At 69.4% G+C, this 16522-nt stretch carries 12 protein-coding genes; 7 read left to right on the top strand and 5 right to left on the bottom strand.

What is annotated here, in order from left to right; translation table 11 throughout:
• The first annotated feature begins 128 nt into the window (after nucleotides 1-128).
• Nucleotides 129-665: a DUF4245 domain-containing protein gene (locus ADK86_RS34170; protein WP_078952445.1), complete on the top strand. Its 537-nt coding sequence runs from the start codon at nucleotides 129-131 to the stop codon at nucleotides 663-665.
• A gap of 90 nt (nucleotides 666-755) precedes the next feature.
• Here ADK86_RS34170 and ADK86_RS34165 read toward each other — a convergent pair whose 3' ends face one another.
• The 4 genes from ADK86_RS34165 to ADK86_RS34150 form a co-directional block, all read right to left on the bottom strand.
• A complete protein-coding gene (locus ADK86_RS34165; protein WP_053700102.1) occupies nucleotides 756-1349 on the bottom strand; it encodes a malonic semialdehyde reductase in 594 nt (197 codons plus the stop codon).
• 285 nt (nucleotides 1350-1634) lie between these two features.
• Nucleotides 1635-1919, bottom strand: coding sequence for an exodeoxyribonuclease VII small subunit (locus tag ADK86_RS34160; RefSeq protein WP_030586977.1), 285 nt, complete (start codon nucleotides 1917-1919; stop codon nucleotides 1635-1637).
• A gap of 10 nt (nucleotides 1920-1929) precedes the next feature.
• On the bottom strand, nucleotides 1930-3165 hold the full coding sequence (gene xseA / locus ADK86_RS34155; protein ID WP_033020849.1) for an exodeoxyribonuclease VII large subunit: 1236 nt from the start codon (nucleotides 3163-3165) through the stop codon (nucleotides 1930-1932).
• A gap of 201 nt (nucleotides 3166-3366) precedes the next feature.
• Nucleotides 3367-4839: an APC family permease gene (locus ADK86_RS34150; RefSeq protein ID WP_053700101.1), complete on the bottom strand. Its 1473-nt coding sequence runs from the start codon at nucleotides 4837-4839 to the stop codon at nucleotides 3367-3369.
• A gap of 460 nt (nucleotides 4840-5299) precedes the next feature.
• Between ADK86_RS34150 and ADK86_RS34145 the strand changes: the two genes are divergently transcribed.
• Together ADK86_RS34145 and ppgK are read left to right on the top strand one after the other, a co-directional pair.
• Nucleotides 5300-6343 carry a 4-hydroxy-3-methylbut-2-enyl diphosphate reductase gene (locus tag ADK86_RS34145; RefSeq protein WP_078620452.1) on the top strand — a complete coding sequence of 348 codons (1044 nt, stop codon included), beginning with the start codon at nucleotides 5300-5302 and terminating at the stop codon, nucleotides 6341-6343.
• A gap of 84 nt (nucleotides 6344-6427) precedes the next feature.
• Complete coding sequence (gene ppgK, locus ADK86_RS34140) at nucleotides 6428-7300, top strand: polyphosphate--glucose phosphotransferase (RefSeq protein WP_078952444.1); 873 nt, start codon at nucleotides 6428-6430, stop codon at nucleotides 7298-7300.
• On the opposite strand, the gene ADK86_RS34135 is transcribed toward ppgK, so the two are convergent.
• Complete coding sequence (locus tag ADK86_RS34135) at nucleotides 7266-7955, bottom strand: DUF6542 domain-containing protein (RefSeq protein ID WP_063789152.1); 690 nt, start codon at nucleotides 7953-7955, stop codon at nucleotides 7266-7268. The two genes, ppgK and ADK86_RS34135, sit on opposite strands and share 35 nt — an antisense overlap.
• A 541-nt stretch (nucleotides 7956-8496) precedes the next feature.
• Here ADK86_RS34135 and ychF point away from each other — a divergent pair.
• The 4 genes from ychF to ADK86_RS34115 all read left to right on the top strand — a co-directional run bounded on the left by ychF (nucleotide 8497) and on the right by ADK86_RS34115 (nucleotide 16474).
• Complete coding sequence (gene ychF / locus ADK86_RS34130; RefSeq protein WP_053700100.1) at nucleotides 8497-9585, top strand: redox-regulated ATPase YchF; 1089 nt, start codon at nucleotides 8497-8499, stop codon at nucleotides 9583-9585.
• A gap of 294 nt (nucleotides 9586-9879) precedes the next feature.
• On the top strand, nucleotides 9880-13392 hold the full coding sequence (locus tag ADK86_RS34125; RefSeq protein ID WP_053700099.1) for a DEAD/DEAH box helicase family protein: 3513 nt from the start codon (nucleotides 9880-9882) through the stop codon (nucleotides 13390-13392).
• A gap of 2 nt (nucleotides 13393-13394) precedes the next feature.
• Entirely contained in the window at nucleotides 13395-14858 is a 1464-nt protein-coding gene (locus ADK86_RS41730) for a restriction endonuclease subunit S (protein WP_078952443.1), read from the top strand.
• Nucleotides 14855-16474 carry a type I restriction-modification system subunit M gene (locus tag ADK86_RS34115; RefSeq protein WP_267888826.1) on the top strand — a complete coding sequence of 540 codons (1620 nt, stop codon included), beginning with the start codon at nucleotides 14855-14857 and terminating at the stop codon, nucleotides 16472-16474. The genes ADK86_RS41730 and ADK86_RS34115 overlap by 4 nt, the downstream gene beginning before the upstream one ends.
• The last annotated feature ends 48 nt before the right edge of the window (nucleotides 16475-16522 follow it).

The following is a 16522-nucleotide window of genomic DNA, read 5'->3' as shown; positions in this document are numbered from 1 at the left end:
GCCCTACGCATGAGCAGCGCCCGGGCGCCGTACGGGCGTGTCCCCGCGAGGGCGGGCGCCGGGCGGCGAACGGCAGGGGGCGTGTCTTCGCGGGACCGGGCATGGGGGACGATAGAGACGTGGCAGGTATGCGAGGCAAGCAGACGGTTCGGGACATGGTCCTGTCGATGGCGGTGATCGGCGCCCTCGTCGCGGGCATCTATGTCTTCATCCCGCACAACGACAGCAGGACCGCCGAGGTCAACGCGGTCAAGACGGTCGACTACCGCGTGGAACTCGCGACCGCCCGGCGCGCCGCGCCGTACGCGATCGCCGCGCCCAAGGGCCTGCCCGAGGGCTGGCGCGCCACCTCCGTCACGTACAAGGCGAGCAACGACGGCAAGGGCGGCGCCTGGCACCTGGGCTTCCTCGACCCGGAGCAGGAGTACGCGGCGCTGGAGCAGAGCGACGCGCCCGCGAAGAAGTTCATCCAGGACGTCACGCTGGGCGCCGAGAAGGCGCCGGGCAAGCAGGCCGTCGGCGGCGTGAAGTGGGACCGCTACAAGGGCGAGAAGTACCGCGCGCTGGTGCGCCAGGAGGAGGGCGTCACCACCGTCCTCACCGGCACCGCGCCCTACGGGCGGCTCGCGGAGCTGGCCGCGTCGCTGGAGGCCAAGAAGGGCTGACGGCCCCCGCCTGCCACTACGGCTCCGCAGGTACGACGAGGCCGCCGCACCCGGGCTGGGTGCGGCGGCCTCGTCGTACGCGGGGAAGGCTCAGACGGTCGTGACGGCCTCGTCGAAGCTCAGGCGCGGCGAGCGCGGGAAGAACGCGTCGGCGCCCGGCTTGCCGACGTTGATGACCATGAAGGACTTCTGCTTGCCGTCGCCGAAGAACTCCTTGTCGATACCGGCGAAGTCGAAGCCGGTCATCGGGCCGGCGGCCAGGCCGGCCGCGCGGATGCCGAGGATGAGGTAGCCGGCCTGGAGGGTTGCGTTCTGGGCGCCGGCGACCTCGCGGACGGCCGGCTCGCTGAAGTAGGCGTCCTTGATGCCCGGGGCGTGCGGGAACAGGGTCGGCAGCTTCTCGTGGAAGTCCAGGTCCGTGGAGAGCACCAGGGTCAGCGGCGCGCTCAGCGTCTTCGGGCCGTTGGCACCCATGGCGTGCTTGACCAGGCGCTCACGGGCGTCCGCCGAGCGGACCAGGGTCAGCCGCAGCGGCGACTGGTTGAAGGCGGTCGGCGCGTACTTCACCAGGTCGTAGATGGCCTGAACCTGCTCGTCCGTCACCGGCTCGTCGGTGAACGAGTTGGCGGTCTGGGCCTCGCGGAAGAGGAGGTCCTGGGCGGCGGCGTCGAGCGCGAGAGACATGAGGGCACCTCGGTGAGTCGGTGATTTCCGTGTTCGGTATCAACTGTAACCAAGATAGATTAAGTTTCAACTAATACGGGGGAATCGTGACTCGGTTCACAAGGTGGGTGGGGGAGCGTTGTGCGTGCGGGCTCCGCTGCCGCTCAGGGGAGGGGGCCGTGGGTGCAGGCGTGGTTCTACGGGTGGTCGTAGGCGCGGTCGTACGCGTGGTTACGCGCGCAGGGGGCCGTGCCGCCCCGTACCCATACGTACGCGGGCCCGGCCCCCTGTCCGTACAGCCGGCCGCTACTCGGCCGCCGCCTCCGCCTCGTCCTCCTCCGCCAGCGCCGCGTCCAGCCGCGCCCGCGCGCCGTCCAGCCAGCGGCGGCAGACCTTTGCCAGTTCCTCGCCGCGCTCCCAGAGCGCGAGGGACTCCTCCAGGGTGGTCCCGCCGGCCTCCAGGCTGCGGACGACCTCGATCAGCTCGTCCCGGGCCTGCTCGTAACCGAGCGCGGAACCCTCCGGCTGTGCCGCGTCCGGCGCGCCCGCCGCGCCGCCCGCCACCGTGTCGTCCGTCTTCGCCTTCGCCATGGCTCCCACCCTAATCCTGGGGTCCGACATCGGACGGTGCGCCGGAGACCCGTACCCGGAACTCGCCGTCGGCGACCCTGGCCCGCAGCTCGTCGTCCGGCGCGACCTCGCCGGGCGAGCGCACGGCCGAGCCGTCCGGCCTCTGGAGGACGGCGTAACCGCGCTCCAGGGTGGCCTTGGGGGAGAGGGCGACCACCCGCGCCAGGGTGTGCGACAGCTCGGAGTCGGCCCGGTCGAGCAGATGCCCCAGCGTGCGCCGGCCGCGCTCCAGCAGCGCCGTGACCTGGTCCTCGCGCTCCTCGACCATCCGGTGGGGCCGCTCCATCGAGGGCCTGCTCAGCGCCGCCGCCAGGCCGCGCTCCTCGCGGTCGAGGAAGCCGCTGACCGCGCGCAGCGCCCGCTCCCGCAGCTGCTGGATACGGGCGAACTCCTCGCCCACGTCGGGTACGACCTTCTTGGCCGCGTCCGTCGGCGTCGAGGCGCGCAGGTCGGCGACCAGGTCGAGCAGCGGTGAATCCGGTTCGTGGCCGATCGCGGAGACGACTGGCGTACGGGCCGCGCCCACCGCCCTGACCAGCTGCTCATCCGAGAACGGCAGCAGGTCCTCGACGCTGCCGCCGCCGCGCGCCACGATGATCACGTCGACCTCGGGCAGCGCGTCCAGCTCCTTGACCGCCTCGATGACCTGCGGCACCGCGTGCACCCCCTGCACCGGTACGTTGCGCACCTCGAAGCGGACCGCCGGCCAGCGCAGACGGGCGTTCTCCAGGACGTCCCGCTCGGCGGCGCTGGCCCGCCCGCAGACCAGGCCGATCAGCTGCGGCAGGAACGGCAGCCCGCGCTTGCGCTCCGCCCGGAACAGGCCCTCGGCCGCGAGGGACTTCTTCAGCTGCTCCAGCCGCGCCAGCAGCTCGCCGACGCCCACCGGTTTGATCTCGGCGGCGCGCAGCGAGAGCTGGCCGCGCGGCGCGTACCACTCGGGCTTGGCGTGCACGACGACGCGGGCGCCCTCGCTCACCACGTCGGCGATCTTGTCGAAGACCTGGCGGTAGCACGTCACGCTGACCGAGATGTCGTACGACGGGTCGCGCAGCGTCAGGAAGACCACCCCGGCGCCCGGCCGCCGGGACAGCTGGGTGATCTGGCCCTCGACCCAGACGGCACCCAGCCGGTCGATCCACCCCCCGATGAGCCGCGACACCTCGCCGACGGGGATCGGCGCCTCCGCAGACGTCCTCACACTCATGCGTCGAGCGTATAGCCCGGCACTGACAGCGCCGGGCGGCGCGGAGCGGGCGGCGGGGTCCGTACGAGGCCGGGCGGCGCGGAGCGGGCGCGGACCCGTACGAAGCCGGCCGCTCGTTGCAGACCCGTACGAGGCCGGCCGCTTGCCGCGGCCCCGTACGAGGCCGCCCGCCCCAGGCCCGATCCCGGCGTGGCCGACCGCTCACCGCTCGGCGGCGCCCGCCGTACCGCCCCTCCTGCGCCCGTACTGCACCGCCAGCACCACCAGCCCCACCACCAGCCAGACCGCCCCCACGGTCTGCGCGGTCCCGGACGCCTCCACGATCACCGCGACCACCACCGCCAGGCCCAGCAGCGGCACCAGGACGTGCTTGAGGACGTTCGGCCGCCCGGCCCGCTTGCGTACCCAGAACCAGCCGATCACCGAGGCGTGCAGCAGACCGAAGGCGGTCAGTGCGCCCACGTTGACGATCGAGGAGAGATGGTCCAGGCCGTCGTCGCGGCGGGCCGCCCACACCGCCGCGACCAGCGTCACCACCGCGGCGCCCAGCAGTGCCCGCCGCGGCACGCCGCTGCCCGCGTCCACCTTCGACATCGCGCCCGGCAGCCGCCGGTCCCGCGCCATCGCGAACAGCAGCCGGCCGGCCGCCGCCTGTCCCGCCAGCGCCGCGAACGCCGCGCCGATCGCCTTGCTCGCCGCCACCAGCTTCTGCAGCCACTCGCCGACGGCCGTGTCCGCCGTCGTGTAGAAGGCGTCGCCCTGCCCGGCGGGGTTCGCCGCCAGCTCGGCCGCGGACATCGGCGTGAGCAGCGCCGCCAGATAGGTCTGTACGGCGAACAGCACACCCGCCAGCACCAGGCAGGTCAGCACGGCCCGCGCCACCCGCGCGGAACTCCCCGTGGTCTCCTCCGCGAACGACGCGATCGCGTCGAACCCCAGATACGACAGCACCGCCACCGACACCGCCGCCAGCACCGCGCTCGTCGAGAAACCGCCCTCCCCGGTCAGCGGTACCGACCACCCGCGCCGCGCCCCGTCCGTGGCCAGCACCCACACCGCCGCCACCACGAACACCACCAGCACCGCCAGCTCCATCGCCAGCACCACGAACCCGGCCACCGCCGCGGTCCGTACCCCCATGAGGTTCAGCAGCGTGGTGACGACCACCGCGAGCGCCGTCCACACCCACTGGTGCACGGACGGCACCAGCGCGTGCATGGCGATACCGGAGAAGAGGTACGCCACCGCCGGGATCAGCAGATAGTCGAGCATCGCCATCCACCCCGCGACGAAGCCCGCGCCGTCGCCGAGCCCGACCCGCGCGTAGGTGAACACCGAGCCGGCCTGCGGGGCGACCCGCACCATCTGCGCGTACGAGTACGCGGTGAAGGCCATCGCGACGGTCGCCACGAGGTAGACGACCGTGATCGCGCCGTGCGACTTGGCCTGGAGCGTGCCGAAGATGCCGACCGGGGCCATCGGGGCGATGAAGAGCAGCCCGTAGACGATCAGGTCCCGGAAGGTCAGCGTGCGCCGGAGCCCGGCGTCGGCGGACGCGCCGGGTGACGCGCCGGGTGACGCGGTGGTTCCGGCGGACGGCGGCGGGGAGGACGGGGTCGGCCCGGAGGACGGATTCGGTCCGGAGGACGGGTTCGGCTCGGGCGGTGCGCTCATGACGGTCACTCCAGCGGGGGACGTACGTGCCGACGATGATCGTCGGCTGCCTTCCAGCTTCGGGCAAGGCCGCGCGCCGGACGGGGTGGACGCGCCAGGAGGGGGGAGGGGGCCGGGAGGCAGCCTCGCCGCGGTGCGGCGGTGCGGCGCATACGCACTCCGGTGGCGTACGGCGGCGCGGCGCACACGGCACTCCGGTGCCACTCCGGTGGCGTACGGCAGCACATACGTACCCGCAGCACGGCGCACGCGCCTCCGTAACAGGGCGCTCGCACACTCGCACAGCCATGCACGCGCCTCTACGCCCCACGACCCCCACCCCCGCGCCGCGGCCTCACGCAACGCCCCACACCCGTGCGGCCACCCCCGTCACCCCGGTGACACCGCCCCGCGCCCCGTCAACCTCGTTCACCCCGCCGCGCCCCCACGGCAGCACGAACCGCGAAGTACGCCCCGTACGATGGATCGTATGACTGCTGCTACGCCCAGCCCGTCGCCCGCCAGCGCTCCGGACGGAGCCGCCACGCCGCGCGAGGACCGCCGCCGGGTCCTGCTCGCCGCGCCGCGTGGTTATTGCGCGGGCGTGGACCGTGCCGTGATCGCCGTCGAGAAAGCTTTGGAACAGTACGGCGCGCCCGTCTATGTGCGCCACGAGATCGTCCACAACAAGTACGTGGTCAAGACCCTGGAGAAGAAGGGCGCGATCTTCGTCGAGGAGACGGCGGAGGTCCCCGAGGGCAACATCGTCATCTTCTCCGCGCACGGCGTCGCCCCGGTCGTCCACGACGAGGCCAAGCAGGGCAAGCTGGCCACCATCGACGCCACCTGCCCGCTGGTCACCAAGGTCCACAAGGAAGCCGTCCGGTACGCCAAGGAGGACTTCGACATCCTCCTGATCGGCCACGAGGGCCACGAAGAGGTCATCGGCACCAGCGGCGAGGCCCCCGACCACATCACCCTGGTCGACGGCCCCGACGATGTGCAGAACATCGAGGTCCGCGACCCGGACAAGGTGGTCTGGCTCTCCCAGACCACCCTCTCGGTTGACGAGACCATGGAGACGGTCGACGCCATCAAGGGCCGCTACCCCAACCTCCTCTCCCCGCCCAGCGACGACATCTGCTACGCCACGCAGAACCGCCAGACCGCCGTCAAGCAGATGGGCGCCCAGGCCGACCTGGTCATCGTGGTCGGCTCCAAGAACTCCTCGAACTCGGTCCGCCTGGTCGAGGTCGCCCTCGGCGCGGGCGCCGGCGCCGCCCACCTGGTCGACGGCGCCGAGGAGATCGACGAGAGCTGGCTGGAGGGCGTGACCACCGTGGGCCTGACCTCCGGCGCCTCCGTCCCCGAGATCCTGGTGCACGGCGTCCTGGACTGGCTCGCCGAGCGCGGTTACGAGGACGTGGAGACCGTCAAGGCCGCCGAGGAGTCCATCACCTTCTCGCTGCCCAAGGAACTCCGCCGCGACCTGCGCGCCGAGGCGAAGACCGCCGCCGAGGGATGAGCCCGAGGGCCCGGGGACCGCGTGCCCGGGCCCGCGGACGCCATCCGAGGGGTGAACCGGCCGCCCGGCGCCTAGCCTCTAGGCATGAAGGTCTTTGGTGTGGACATCGGCGGGTCGGGCATCAAGGGCGCTCCGGTGGACCTGGAGCGCGGCGACCTGGCGGAAGAGCGGTTCAAGGTACTGACCCCGCATCCGGCCACCCCGGACGCGGTCGCGGACTGCGTCAAGCAGGTCGTGGACCATTTCGGCTGGTCGGGGCCGGTCGGCGCGACGTTCCCCGGCGTGGTGACGGACGGCGTCACCCGTACGGCGGCCAATGTCGACAAGGGGTGGATCGACCGGAACGCCGCCGCGCTGCTGGCCGGCCGCCTCGGTGACGAGACCGGGGGCTGCCCGGTCACCGTCCTGAACGACGCGGACGCGGCGGGGCTGGCCGAGATGCGGTTCGGCGCGGGCCGCGACCGCCGGGGCACGGTCATCGTGCTCACCTTCGGCACCGGCATCGGCAGCGCCGTCTTCACCGACGGCGAGCTGGTCCCCAACACCGAGCTGGGCCACCTGGAGCTGCACGGCCACGACGCCGAGAAGCGGGCGTCCACCAAGGTCAAGGACGACGAGGACCTGAGCTGGCCGGACTGGGCGCACCGCGTACAGAAGTACCTCGCCCACGTGGAGATGCTCTTCTCGCCCCGGCTGTTCGTGATCGGCGGCGGCGTCAGCCGCAAGGCGGCGAAGTTCCTGCCGCTGATCGAGGGCATCCGGGCGGAGATCGTGCCCGCGCAGCTCCAGAACAGCGCGGGCATCGTGGGCGCGGCGATGGCGGCCGCGGCCGCGGACCGGGACGGAACGGCGGCCCCGGCCGGCGCGGGCGCGTCCGCCGGCCCGCTGGCCGCCCCCGCTTCCGACCCGTCCTCCGACGGCCCTACGTCGCAGGTCGGCTGGCCGGCCGATCCCTGACCTGGCCCGCACGCGGCCCGGGGCTACGGGGGTGATGCGCCCCCTGGGCCAGTCCCGGCCGCTGCCCGGGCCCCGGCCCCTCGTCCGCCTGCCCGCGCCTTCGCTGCCAACGGCCGGACGGCGGGTCCGGCGCCTGCCCGGAGGCCCGCCCGGCCGCGCCGCTCGCGTTCCCGCCCTTCGCCGGCTCCCGGCTCTGCGCCCGCGCCACCTGCCGCTGCGCGTGCCGCTCGGCCTGCCGCCGCGCGATGGCCGCCGCCTTGCGTACGACAACGATCAGCGCGCAGGCCAGCGTCCCCGCGAACAGCCAGCCCGCCTGCGTCGCCAGCACCGTGAAGACGCCCATCAGCAGCCCGGCGAACCCGCCCGTGTTGTGGCTGATCGGGACGGTGCCGAGGGTGAACATGATCGGCAGCGCGATCGGGGCCGTGATCAGGTCGTACGGCCGTACCCACAGCCCGGTGCACACGCCGACCACGACGAAGAAGACCCCGTACGCCGTCGGCGCATCCCCGAACAGCAGGTGGTCGAAGAAGGCGAAGGCGAACAGGACGAAGGTGCCGAGCAGGCCGCAGCCCAGGCCGGTGAGCCGCGGCGACGGCAGCCGCGCTGCCGCCGCCGCCAGCGGGGCCAGCGGGCCGCGCCGGCGGGCCCGCACGCGGTAGACGGTCGACGTCTCGCCGCCGGGCCCCGCCGCGCCCGGCGCGCGTGGGGCACCCGGGGCCCGCGGGGCTCCTGGGGTGCCTGCCGCGCCCCGGGCCTCCGGAGCGTTCGGCGGCACGGCCTCCGCGGGACGGGGAAGCCGTGCGTCCTGGCCCGCTGCCGGACGGACGGTCCGGGGCGGACTGTGCTGAGGGCTGCGCGCTCTGTGTTGCTCCACTCGGCAACGGTAGGCCGCCAAGTGGGATCAATCGGTTACAGGACACGCGTTTTGACTGACCTGACCGGACCATTCGGCGTACAAATCACCCGTTGGGCGGGACGCCGCGTACGCAGAGGGAGCCCTGCGCCGCAGTACCCGGCCGTCCCCCTGCCCCGTCCGGCCGCCTCCACCTCCGCCGCCCGGCGCCCTTCCCCCGCCCCGTAGACTGGACGACCGGTCCTCCATGGACCGCACCCCTTACGGCCGTCCCGGCCCCGCAGCGGGCCGTACGCACCGTTGCCCAGTCCACCCGCATCCTCTCCGGGAAGTCGCCACCGTGTCGCTCACGATCGGAATCGTCGGTCTGCCGAATGTCGGCAAGTCGACCATGTTCAACGCCCTGACCAAGAACGACGTGCTGGCGGCCAACTACCCGTTCGCCACCATCGAGCCCAACGTCGGCGTCGTCGGCGTCCCCGACCCGCGCCTGGCCAAGCTGGCCGAGATCTTCGACTCCCAGAAGATCCTCCCGGCCACCGTCGACTTCGTCGACATCGCCGGCATCGTCCGCGGCGCCTCCGAGGGCGAGGGCCTGGGCAACAAGTTCCTGGCGAACATCCGCGAGTCCGACGCGATCTGCCAGGTCATCCGCGCCTTCAAGGACGAGAACGTCGTCCACGTCGACGGCAAGGTCTCGCCCAGGGACGACATCGAGACCATCAACACCGAGCTGATCCTCGCCGACCTCCAGACCATCGAAAAGGTCCTGCCGCGCCTCCAGAAGGAGTCGCGCATCAAGAAGGACGTGGCCCCGAAGGTCAAGGCCGTCGAGGAGGCCAAGGCCATCCTGGAGAAGGGCGACACCCTCTTCTCGCAGGGCATCGTCCAGGGCTCCGAGCGCTCGGAACTCCTCCACGACCTCCACCTCCTCACCACCAAGCCCTTCCTCTACGTCTTCAACGTCGACGAGGACGAGCTGACCGACGAGGACTTCAAGAAGGAACAGCGCGCCCTCGTGGCCCCCGCCGAGGCCATCTTCCTCAACGCCAAACTGGAAGCCGACCTCGCCGAACTCGACGAGTCCGAAGCCCTCGAACTCCTCCAGTCCGTAGGCCAGGAAGAACCCGGCCTCGCCACCCTCGCCCACGTCGGCTTCAACACCCTCGGCCTGCAGACCTATCTCACGGCCGGCCCCAAGGAAACTCGCGCCTGGACCATCAAGAAGGGGGCTACGGCTCCTGAGGCGGCCGGTGTCATTCACACCGACTTCCAGAAGGGGTTCATCAAGGCCGAGGTCATCTCGTTCGACGACCTGGTGGAAACGGGGTCGGTTGCCGAGGCTCGGGCTGCGGGGAAGGCGCGTATGGAAGGCAAGGACTACATCATGCAGGATGGCGACGTCGTCGAATTCCGCTTCAATGTTTAATTGAATATCGAACTAAACCGGCGTCCTGTAAGGCGCAGGTCAGGAGGGGTCTGTCAAGCCGAGACAGGCCCCTTTTGCGGCTCCATCGAGGGTTGGACAATGTGATCGATTCATTTGCCCGAGAGGAGTACCCGGTCAGACGTAGAGTGAGAGGTCTTGTCACAGGTGAGGGCCGGATGCGGCCTGGTCGAGGAGCGGCAACGTATGAGCGGGCGGGCACAGCGTCGTGAGCAAGTCCCGGAGCAGCTGAAGGCAGCTGCCCGAAGGTCTCCCAACTTCGGGCGGCTCTATGCGATGCAGCCTCTACTCGCGATCTATGGTTCCCAGGCCGAACAGTCGGTCTTTACCAATCCCAACGTCTCGTATGTGGCGTCCGGCCAGTTCGGAGAGGTGCTCGCCGAGGAGTTGGTCCAACGGGCAGGGGTGCGGATCGAAGGGGCCCGCCAGGTCGACCGGCTCGCTGGGCTCCAGCGGGCTGGTCTGCTGCCGGGCCGCACCCGGGACGCCTTCGACACCCTCCGCCGGGGGCGGAACGACGCCGCGCACAACCATCTCTTCGACACCAGCAAGGCTCTCAAGGCTGTCGAACTCTGCTTCCAGCTCGGGCAGTTCTTCTCCCGCGCGATCGACGGTGTCCGCGAAATCTCCGCGTTCGTACCGCCGCGGCTGCCGAGGGACGTGGCGGCCGGTCCCGCCGAGCTCGAGGAGCTCCGCGAGGCGCTCGGCCACTACCAGCGCACCCTCGCCGAGTCCCGTACCCGCCTCGGCGAGGTCGGCGACCGCCTGGAGGCCGAGCAGCGCGGCCGGGAGGAGGCCGAGAAACTGACCGCGGCCGCCGAGCAGGCCCGCGCTGAGTCGGAAGCACTGGCCGCGAGCTATCGGGAGGAGATCGAGCGGCTCAGGAGCGAACAGCGGAATCGTTACAACCAGGAGCGGCTGAAGCCCCGCCCGGTCGCCGCCGCCGCCCGCGAGGCGATCGTCGCCCGTGCACAGCGGCCCGAGCCGCTCAACGAGGTGCAGGCTCGCGTCCGTATCGACGAAATGCTTACTGCGGCCGGCTGGACCGTCCAGGACAAGGCCAATCTCAACCCGCTCGCCTCCCAGGGCGTCGCGGTCCGTGAGTTCACCCTGGCCACCGGCCGCGCCGATTACGTCCTCTACATAGACGGCATGATCGTCGGCGTCATCGAAGCCAAGCGTGAGGGCACCGCCCTGGCCGGGGCCCTCGCCCAGAACGAGCGGTACGCGGCCGGTGTCCTCAAGGAGCACTCCCTGGCGGTCTGGCGCGAGCAGGAACCGTTCCCCTTCCGCTACGCCACCACCGGCGCGGAGACATTCTTCATCAACCTCCTCGACCCCTACGCCCGTTCCCGCCCGGTCTTCGCCTTCCACCGGCCCGAGACCTTCGCCGCCTGGATGAAGCGGGCCACCGATCACCCGGACACTCCGACCTTCCGCGCCGCGCTGCGTACCGGGCTCCCGGTCCTGGAGACCCATGACCTCCGCGCGGCGCAGGAGGAAGCGATCATCGGCCTTGAGCAGTCCCTCGGCCAGGACAAGCCGCGCGCTCTGATTCAGATGGCCACCGGCGCGGGCAAGACCTATACCGCCGTCACCGAGGCGTACCGGCTCCTCAAGCACGCAGGTGCGGGCCGCATCCTCTTTCTCGTCGACCGCAACAACCTTGGCCGTCAGGCCAAGGCCGAGTTCGATAAATACCGTGCCCCGGACGAGAACCGTAAGTTCACCGACCTTTACAACGTCGACACCCTCGGCCGGACCGGCCTCCAGGAGACCTCCGCCGTGGTCGTCTCCACCATCCAGCGCATGTACTCCCTCCTCAAGGGCGATCCCCTGGAGGACACGACCGAGGCCCAGGACCGCGAGGACTCCTCCACCCTCGACGAGAACTACATGACCGACCGCCCGGTCACCGTCGAGTACAACGCGGATGTCCCCATCGAGTCCTTCGACGTGATCGTCATCGACGAGTGCCATCGCTCCATCTACGGCCTGTGGCGCGGCGTTCTCGACTACTTCGACGCCCACCTGGTCGGCCTCACCGCCACCCCCACCCGCCAGACCAAAGGCTTCTTCGACAACAACCTGGTCTCCGAGTACACCTACGAGCAGGCTGTCGCCGACGGCGTCAACGTCGACTTCGACGTGGTCACCATGGACACTTCGGTACGGGAAGCGGGCGGTGCGAAGATCGACAAGGGCACGACGGTCCGTATCCGTGACCGCAAAACCCGTGCCCAGCGATACGAGGAGCTGGACGAGGACTTCACGTACACGGTCGGCCAGATCGGCCGCACGGTGATCACCGAGGACGAGATCAGGGCCGTGCTCACCTCGTACAAGAACAACTGGCAGCGTTGGTTCCCTGGCCGTGCCGAACTGCCCAAGACCCTTGTCTTCGCGGCGAGCGACGACCACGCCGACGAGGTTCTGAAGCAGGTCAAGGAGGTCTTCGGACGCGGTGACGCCTTCGCCAAGAAGATCACCTACCGGTCCCGGGACAAGGGCGACGACCCCGAGCAGCTCGTCAACGACCTGCGGAACTCGCCGCTGCTCCGGGTCGCCGTCACGGTCGACATGATCGCTACGGGGACAGACGTACGGGCCCTGGAGTGCGTGATATTCCTACGGGCCGTACGCAGCCCCGTGCTCTTCGAACAGATGAAGGGGCGCGGCTCCCGCACGATCGACGCCGACGAGCTGAAGGCGGTGACGCCGGAGGCGGCGGCCGACCTCGCCAAGGACCGTTTCGTCCTGGTCGACGCGGTGGGCGTCACCGCGTCGCCGCTGGTCGACACCCGGCCGATGTTGCCGCCGGACACCGGTGCCCTCAGCACGGATAAGCTCATGGACAAGGCGGGCAGCCGCTCCCTCACCGCCGAACAGGCCGAGACGCTCGGCCGTCGTCTGGCCCGCCTGGACCGCAAGCTCACCGAAGAGGAGCGTGAGCAGATCAAGCAGGCATCGGGCGGCGTCCCACTCGGCGAGCTGGTCCGCCGGATCTCCGACGCGGTGGACGTCGACACCCAGGATCGGGCGTACCGGGAGGGCGGCGCGGACCAGGCCCGGCGTCTCGTCCAGGACGCGGTCGAGGTCCTGACCACGCACCCGGAGCTCCGCAAGCTGATCGTCGGCATCAAGCAGCAGCACGACCTGACGTACGACGCGACGACCGAGGTCGGGATACGGCTGACGGAGGTCCCGCGAGAAGAACGCGCGGAGAAGGAACTCGCCGAGTGGCGCCAGTTGCTGGACAATCGTCGGCGCGACGAGCAGGCGGCGGAGGCGATCGCACTCCAGGTGATCCTCGGCAGCGGATCGCGGGTCCGCCCGCAGGAGGCACGGGCACATCTTCGCGAGCTGCTCGCCACCATCAAGGCCACCAAGCGGACCTGGACCCCGAAGGTCATATGGGACCACTACGACCTGCTCGGCAAGGCGTCGGAATCCCTGTCGAAAACGGCCGGCCTCGGCGACCTCATGAACCTCGTCCGCTACACGCTCGGCGCAGACGACGAACTCCGCCCTTACCGTACGGTGGTCGAGGAGCGCTTCGAGGGCTGGCTGCTACGGCAGGATCAGGCGGGCGTCGAATTCACCGAGGACCAGCTGTGGTGGCTTCACCGCATCAAGGATGCCATCGCAGTGGACGTGGGCATGGAACGCGAGGACTTCAGCCACCTCCCCTTCTCGGCGAAGGGTGGCGGCCGTGGCTTCGCGAATGCTTTCGGTGACAAGAACCGGGCGCTGGAACTGCTGGACGAGCTGAATCAGGAATTGGCTTGAGTATGGTTGTGGGTGGGTTGCCGGAAGGATGGGTCTGGGCGGAGCTCGGGGAGATCGCTACGTCCGTCAAGAACGGGATGTACGTATCACGGCCTGGTACGGAGCCGAACGGTACGCCGATTCTTCGGATCGGTGCGGTCCGGCCGATGCGGCTAAGCCTGGACGACTTGCGGTACACGGGGTTGGACTGGCAGGAAGTGCAGGATCAGGCGGGCGATGTGATGCCCGGCGACTTGCTGTTCACTCGGTACAACGGAAACCCTGAATATGTTGGCGCGGGGGCCAGGGTTCCCGACGGTGCACCTGAACTTGCGTATCCAGACAAGCTGATTCGAGTGCGCGTCTCACAGCAAGTCATGGACTCCCGGTTCCTGGTCTACGCGTGGGCTTCACCGCGTGTACGTGAACAAGTTCGAGGCGAGGTCAAAACGTCCGCTGGGCAAGCGGGAATCTCGGGCGCTTCACTCAAGCGCGTCAGGGTCCCGGTACCCCCGCTGGCCGAACAGCACCGCATCGTCGAGGCCCTCGAAGAACAGCTCTCCCGGCTCGACGTAGCCGTTGCGTCCACCCACTCGGGCCGCCAACGCCTCCCCGGGCTGATCGGCGCGCTGCGTAACACGGGAATTGGTTCGGCCGCGGGCAGGGAACTTCCGTCTGGATGGCACTGGGGAACGATTGGTCAGGTGCTGGAGCGGATCGAGGCAGGGAAATCGTTCAGGTGCGAGGCCAGACCGGCCCTTCCCCATGAGTGGGGAGTAATCAAGGTCAGTGCCATGACTTGGGGTGAGTTTCGAGAGGGAGAGCAGAAAGCTGTCCCCGTGGGGCGCGAGATCGACGAGCGCTATGAGGTCAAGCCGGGAGACATCTTGGTCAGCAGGGCCAACACTCCTAAGTATGTGGGCGCACCCGTAATTGTCGGGGACATCCGAAACAAGTTGCTCCTGAGCGACAAGAGCCTGCGCCTCATTCCGGCAGATGGGGTGGACAGGGGTTGGCTGATTTCCGTGCTCTCTTCCCCGTATGTCAGGAGGCAGATCTCTGCACAGGCGACAGGCAGTAAGGATTCGATGCGCAACATCTCTCAACGTCAGCTCCTTGAGGTTGAGATTCCAATTGCGCCGAAGCGGGAACAAGCTGGTATCGCTGCGAGCGTCACGGCATCGGTGGACCGGGCTGCTGTTTTGGGGAGTGAACTTGACCGGACACTCCGCCGTGCGGAAGTTCTCAGGTCGAAGATCCTGAAGAAGGCGTTCGTGGGCAAGTTGCTCCCACAGGACCCCGCCGACGAACCTGCCGCCACCCTCCTCGCCCGAATCGCCGCCGAGCGCGGCGCCGTCAAACCCGCCAAAGCCAAGCGCGCCGCGCGCCCCCGCAAGACGGCCGCCACGGCTAAGGCGACCGAGGCCGCCGCCCCCGACCCAACCCCCGCCCCCATCACCACCGTTCAGCAGGAGCTCTTCCAGTGACCGCCCCCGCTACAGACGACGCAGCCACTCCCTCCGCCGAAGGTGTCCCGCTTACCGAGACGCCCAAGTCCAAGAAGGCTGCTGCGCAGACCAACACTCTGGTCGCCAAGCTCTGGAACTACTGCAACGTTCTTCGCGACAACGGCATGTCGACCATCGAGTACGTCGAGCAGCTCTCGTACCTGCTCTTCCTGAAGATGGTCGACGAGATCGAGAGCGACCCGTGGGACGGCCGTGACCTCAGCGGCATCGTGCCGAAGGAGTACAACTGGAAGTCACTCGTCAGCAAGCGCGGGAAAGAGCTCGAACTCCACTACCGTTCCATCCTGGAGCACCTGGGTCGCAAGCCCCACACCACCATCGGCACGATCTTCGCAGATGCGCAGAACCGGATCACCAAGCCCGCGTTGCTCGAAAAGCTTGTCGTCGAGCTGATCGGCCGCGAGGAGTGGACGGTCACTGGCACTGACCTCAAGGGCGACGCGTACGAGGGGCTGCTCGCCAAGGGAGCGTCCGATACCAAGACCGGCGCCGGCCAGTACTTCACGCCGCGCGCGCTCATCGACGCGATGGTGGATGTGACCCGGCCCGGTCCGGACGACACCATCACCGACCCCGCCTGCGGCACCGGTGGGTTCCTGATCGCCGCGCACACGTACATCACTCGGCATCACATCAAGGACATGGACCTTGAGGCCCGCAAGGCATATGACAGCGGCCGCAAGATCTGGGGCAACGAGCTGGTCACCGGTACCGCCCGCCTCGCCGCTATGAATATGCTTCTCCATGGCATCGGCAAGAGCGACGGCCCGAGCCTGATTGACGTCGGCGACGCACTGGCCGAGAAGCCGAGCGGTCGGCACGCCTCACTCGTCCTCGCCAACCCGCCCTTCGGGCGCAAGTCCGCGATCACCGTGATCGGCCAGGACGGCGACCTGGAGAAGGAGGACGTCCAGTACGACCGCGACGACTTCACTGCCACCACGACCAACAAGCAGCTCAACTTCCTCCAGCACATCATGTCGCTGACTGCCGTGAATGGCCGGGCGGCCGTCGTCCTGCCGGACAACGTCCTCTTCGAGGGCGGCGCGGGCGAGAAGGTCCGACGCAAGCTGTTGGACGAGTTCGACCTGCACACGATCCTGCGTCTGCCGACCGGCATCTTCTACGCCGGCGGCGTCAAGGCCAACGTCCTCTTCTTCGACAAGAAGCCCCCGCGCGCCGACGGCAAACCGCACACCACCGTCACCTGGGTCTACGACTTCCGCACCGGCCAGCACTTCACCATGAAGCAGCGCCCGCTGACCCGCCCCCACCTCGACGACTTCGTCGCCAAGTACAAGGCGGGCGAGCCGATTTCCGCCCGGGTCGCCGACGAGGACGAAAACGGCCGCTGGAAGCCATATACGTACGAGGAATTGACGGCGCGCGACAAGGTCAACCTCGACATCACCTGGATGAAGGACCCCGCGCTGGAGGATGCGGACAGCGACCTGGAGCCGGAGGTCATCGCCGAGGAGATCGTGCGCGATCTTCAGTCTGCCCTCGCCGAGTTCACTGCCATCGCGAAGTCCTTGGGCGCGGATGTGGACGTACCGGAGGCGGAAGAGGCCTGACGGCGGCCGGAAGGTTCGTCATCACCGCGCCGGAGGGCCGCAATGCCA

Origin of the sequence: Streptomyces sp. NRRL F-5755 (assembly GCF_001279365.1) — a bacterium.
GTDB lineage: Bacteria > Actinomycetota > Actinomycetes > Streptomycetales > Streptomycetaceae > Streptomyces > Streptomyces rimosus.
This window is presented reverse-complemented; position numbering and strand designations above follow the sequence as displayed.

What these genes read in the sequence shown, in the direction of transcription:
- ADK86_RS34170 (WP_078952445.1), top strand. Translation starts at nt 129, where the DNA reads ATGCGAGGCAAGCAGACGGTTCGGGACATGGTCCTGTCGATGGCGGTG.
- ADK86_RS34165 (WP_053700102.1), bottom strand. Translation starts at nt 1,349, where the DNA reads ATGTCTCTCGCGCTCGACGCCGCCGCCCAGGACCTCCTCTTCCGCGAG.
- ADK86_RS34160 (WP_030586977.1), bottom strand. Translation starts at nt 1,919, where the DNA reads ATGGCGAAGGCGAAGACGGACGACACGGTGGCGGGCGGCGCGGCGGGC.
- xseA (WP_033020849.1), bottom strand. Translation starts at nt 3,165, where the DNA reads ATGAGTGTGAGGACGTCTGCGGAGGCGCCGATCCCCGTCGGCGAGGTG.
- ADK86_RS34150 (WP_053700101.1), bottom strand. Translation starts at nt 4,839, where the DNA reads ATGAGCGCACCGCCCGAGCCGAACCCGTCCTCCGGACCGAATCCGTCC.
- ADK86_RS34145 (WP_078620452.1), top strand. Translation starts at nt 5,300, where the DNA reads ATGGATCGTATGACTGCTGCTACGCCCAGCCCGTCGCCCGCCAGCGCT.
- ppgK (WP_078952444.1), top strand. Translation starts at nt 6,428, where the DNA reads ATGAAGGTCTTTGGTGTGGACATCGGCGGGTCGGGCATCAAGGGCGCT.
- ADK86_RS34125 (WP_053700099.1), top strand. Translation starts at nt 9,880, where the DNA reads ATGCAGCCTCTACTCGCGATCTATGGTTCCCAGGCCGAACAGTCGGTC.
- ADK86_RS41730 (WP_078952443.1), top strand. Translation starts at nt 13,395, where the DNA reads ATGGTTGTGGGTGGGTTGCCGGAAGGATGGGTCTGGGCGGAGCTCGGG.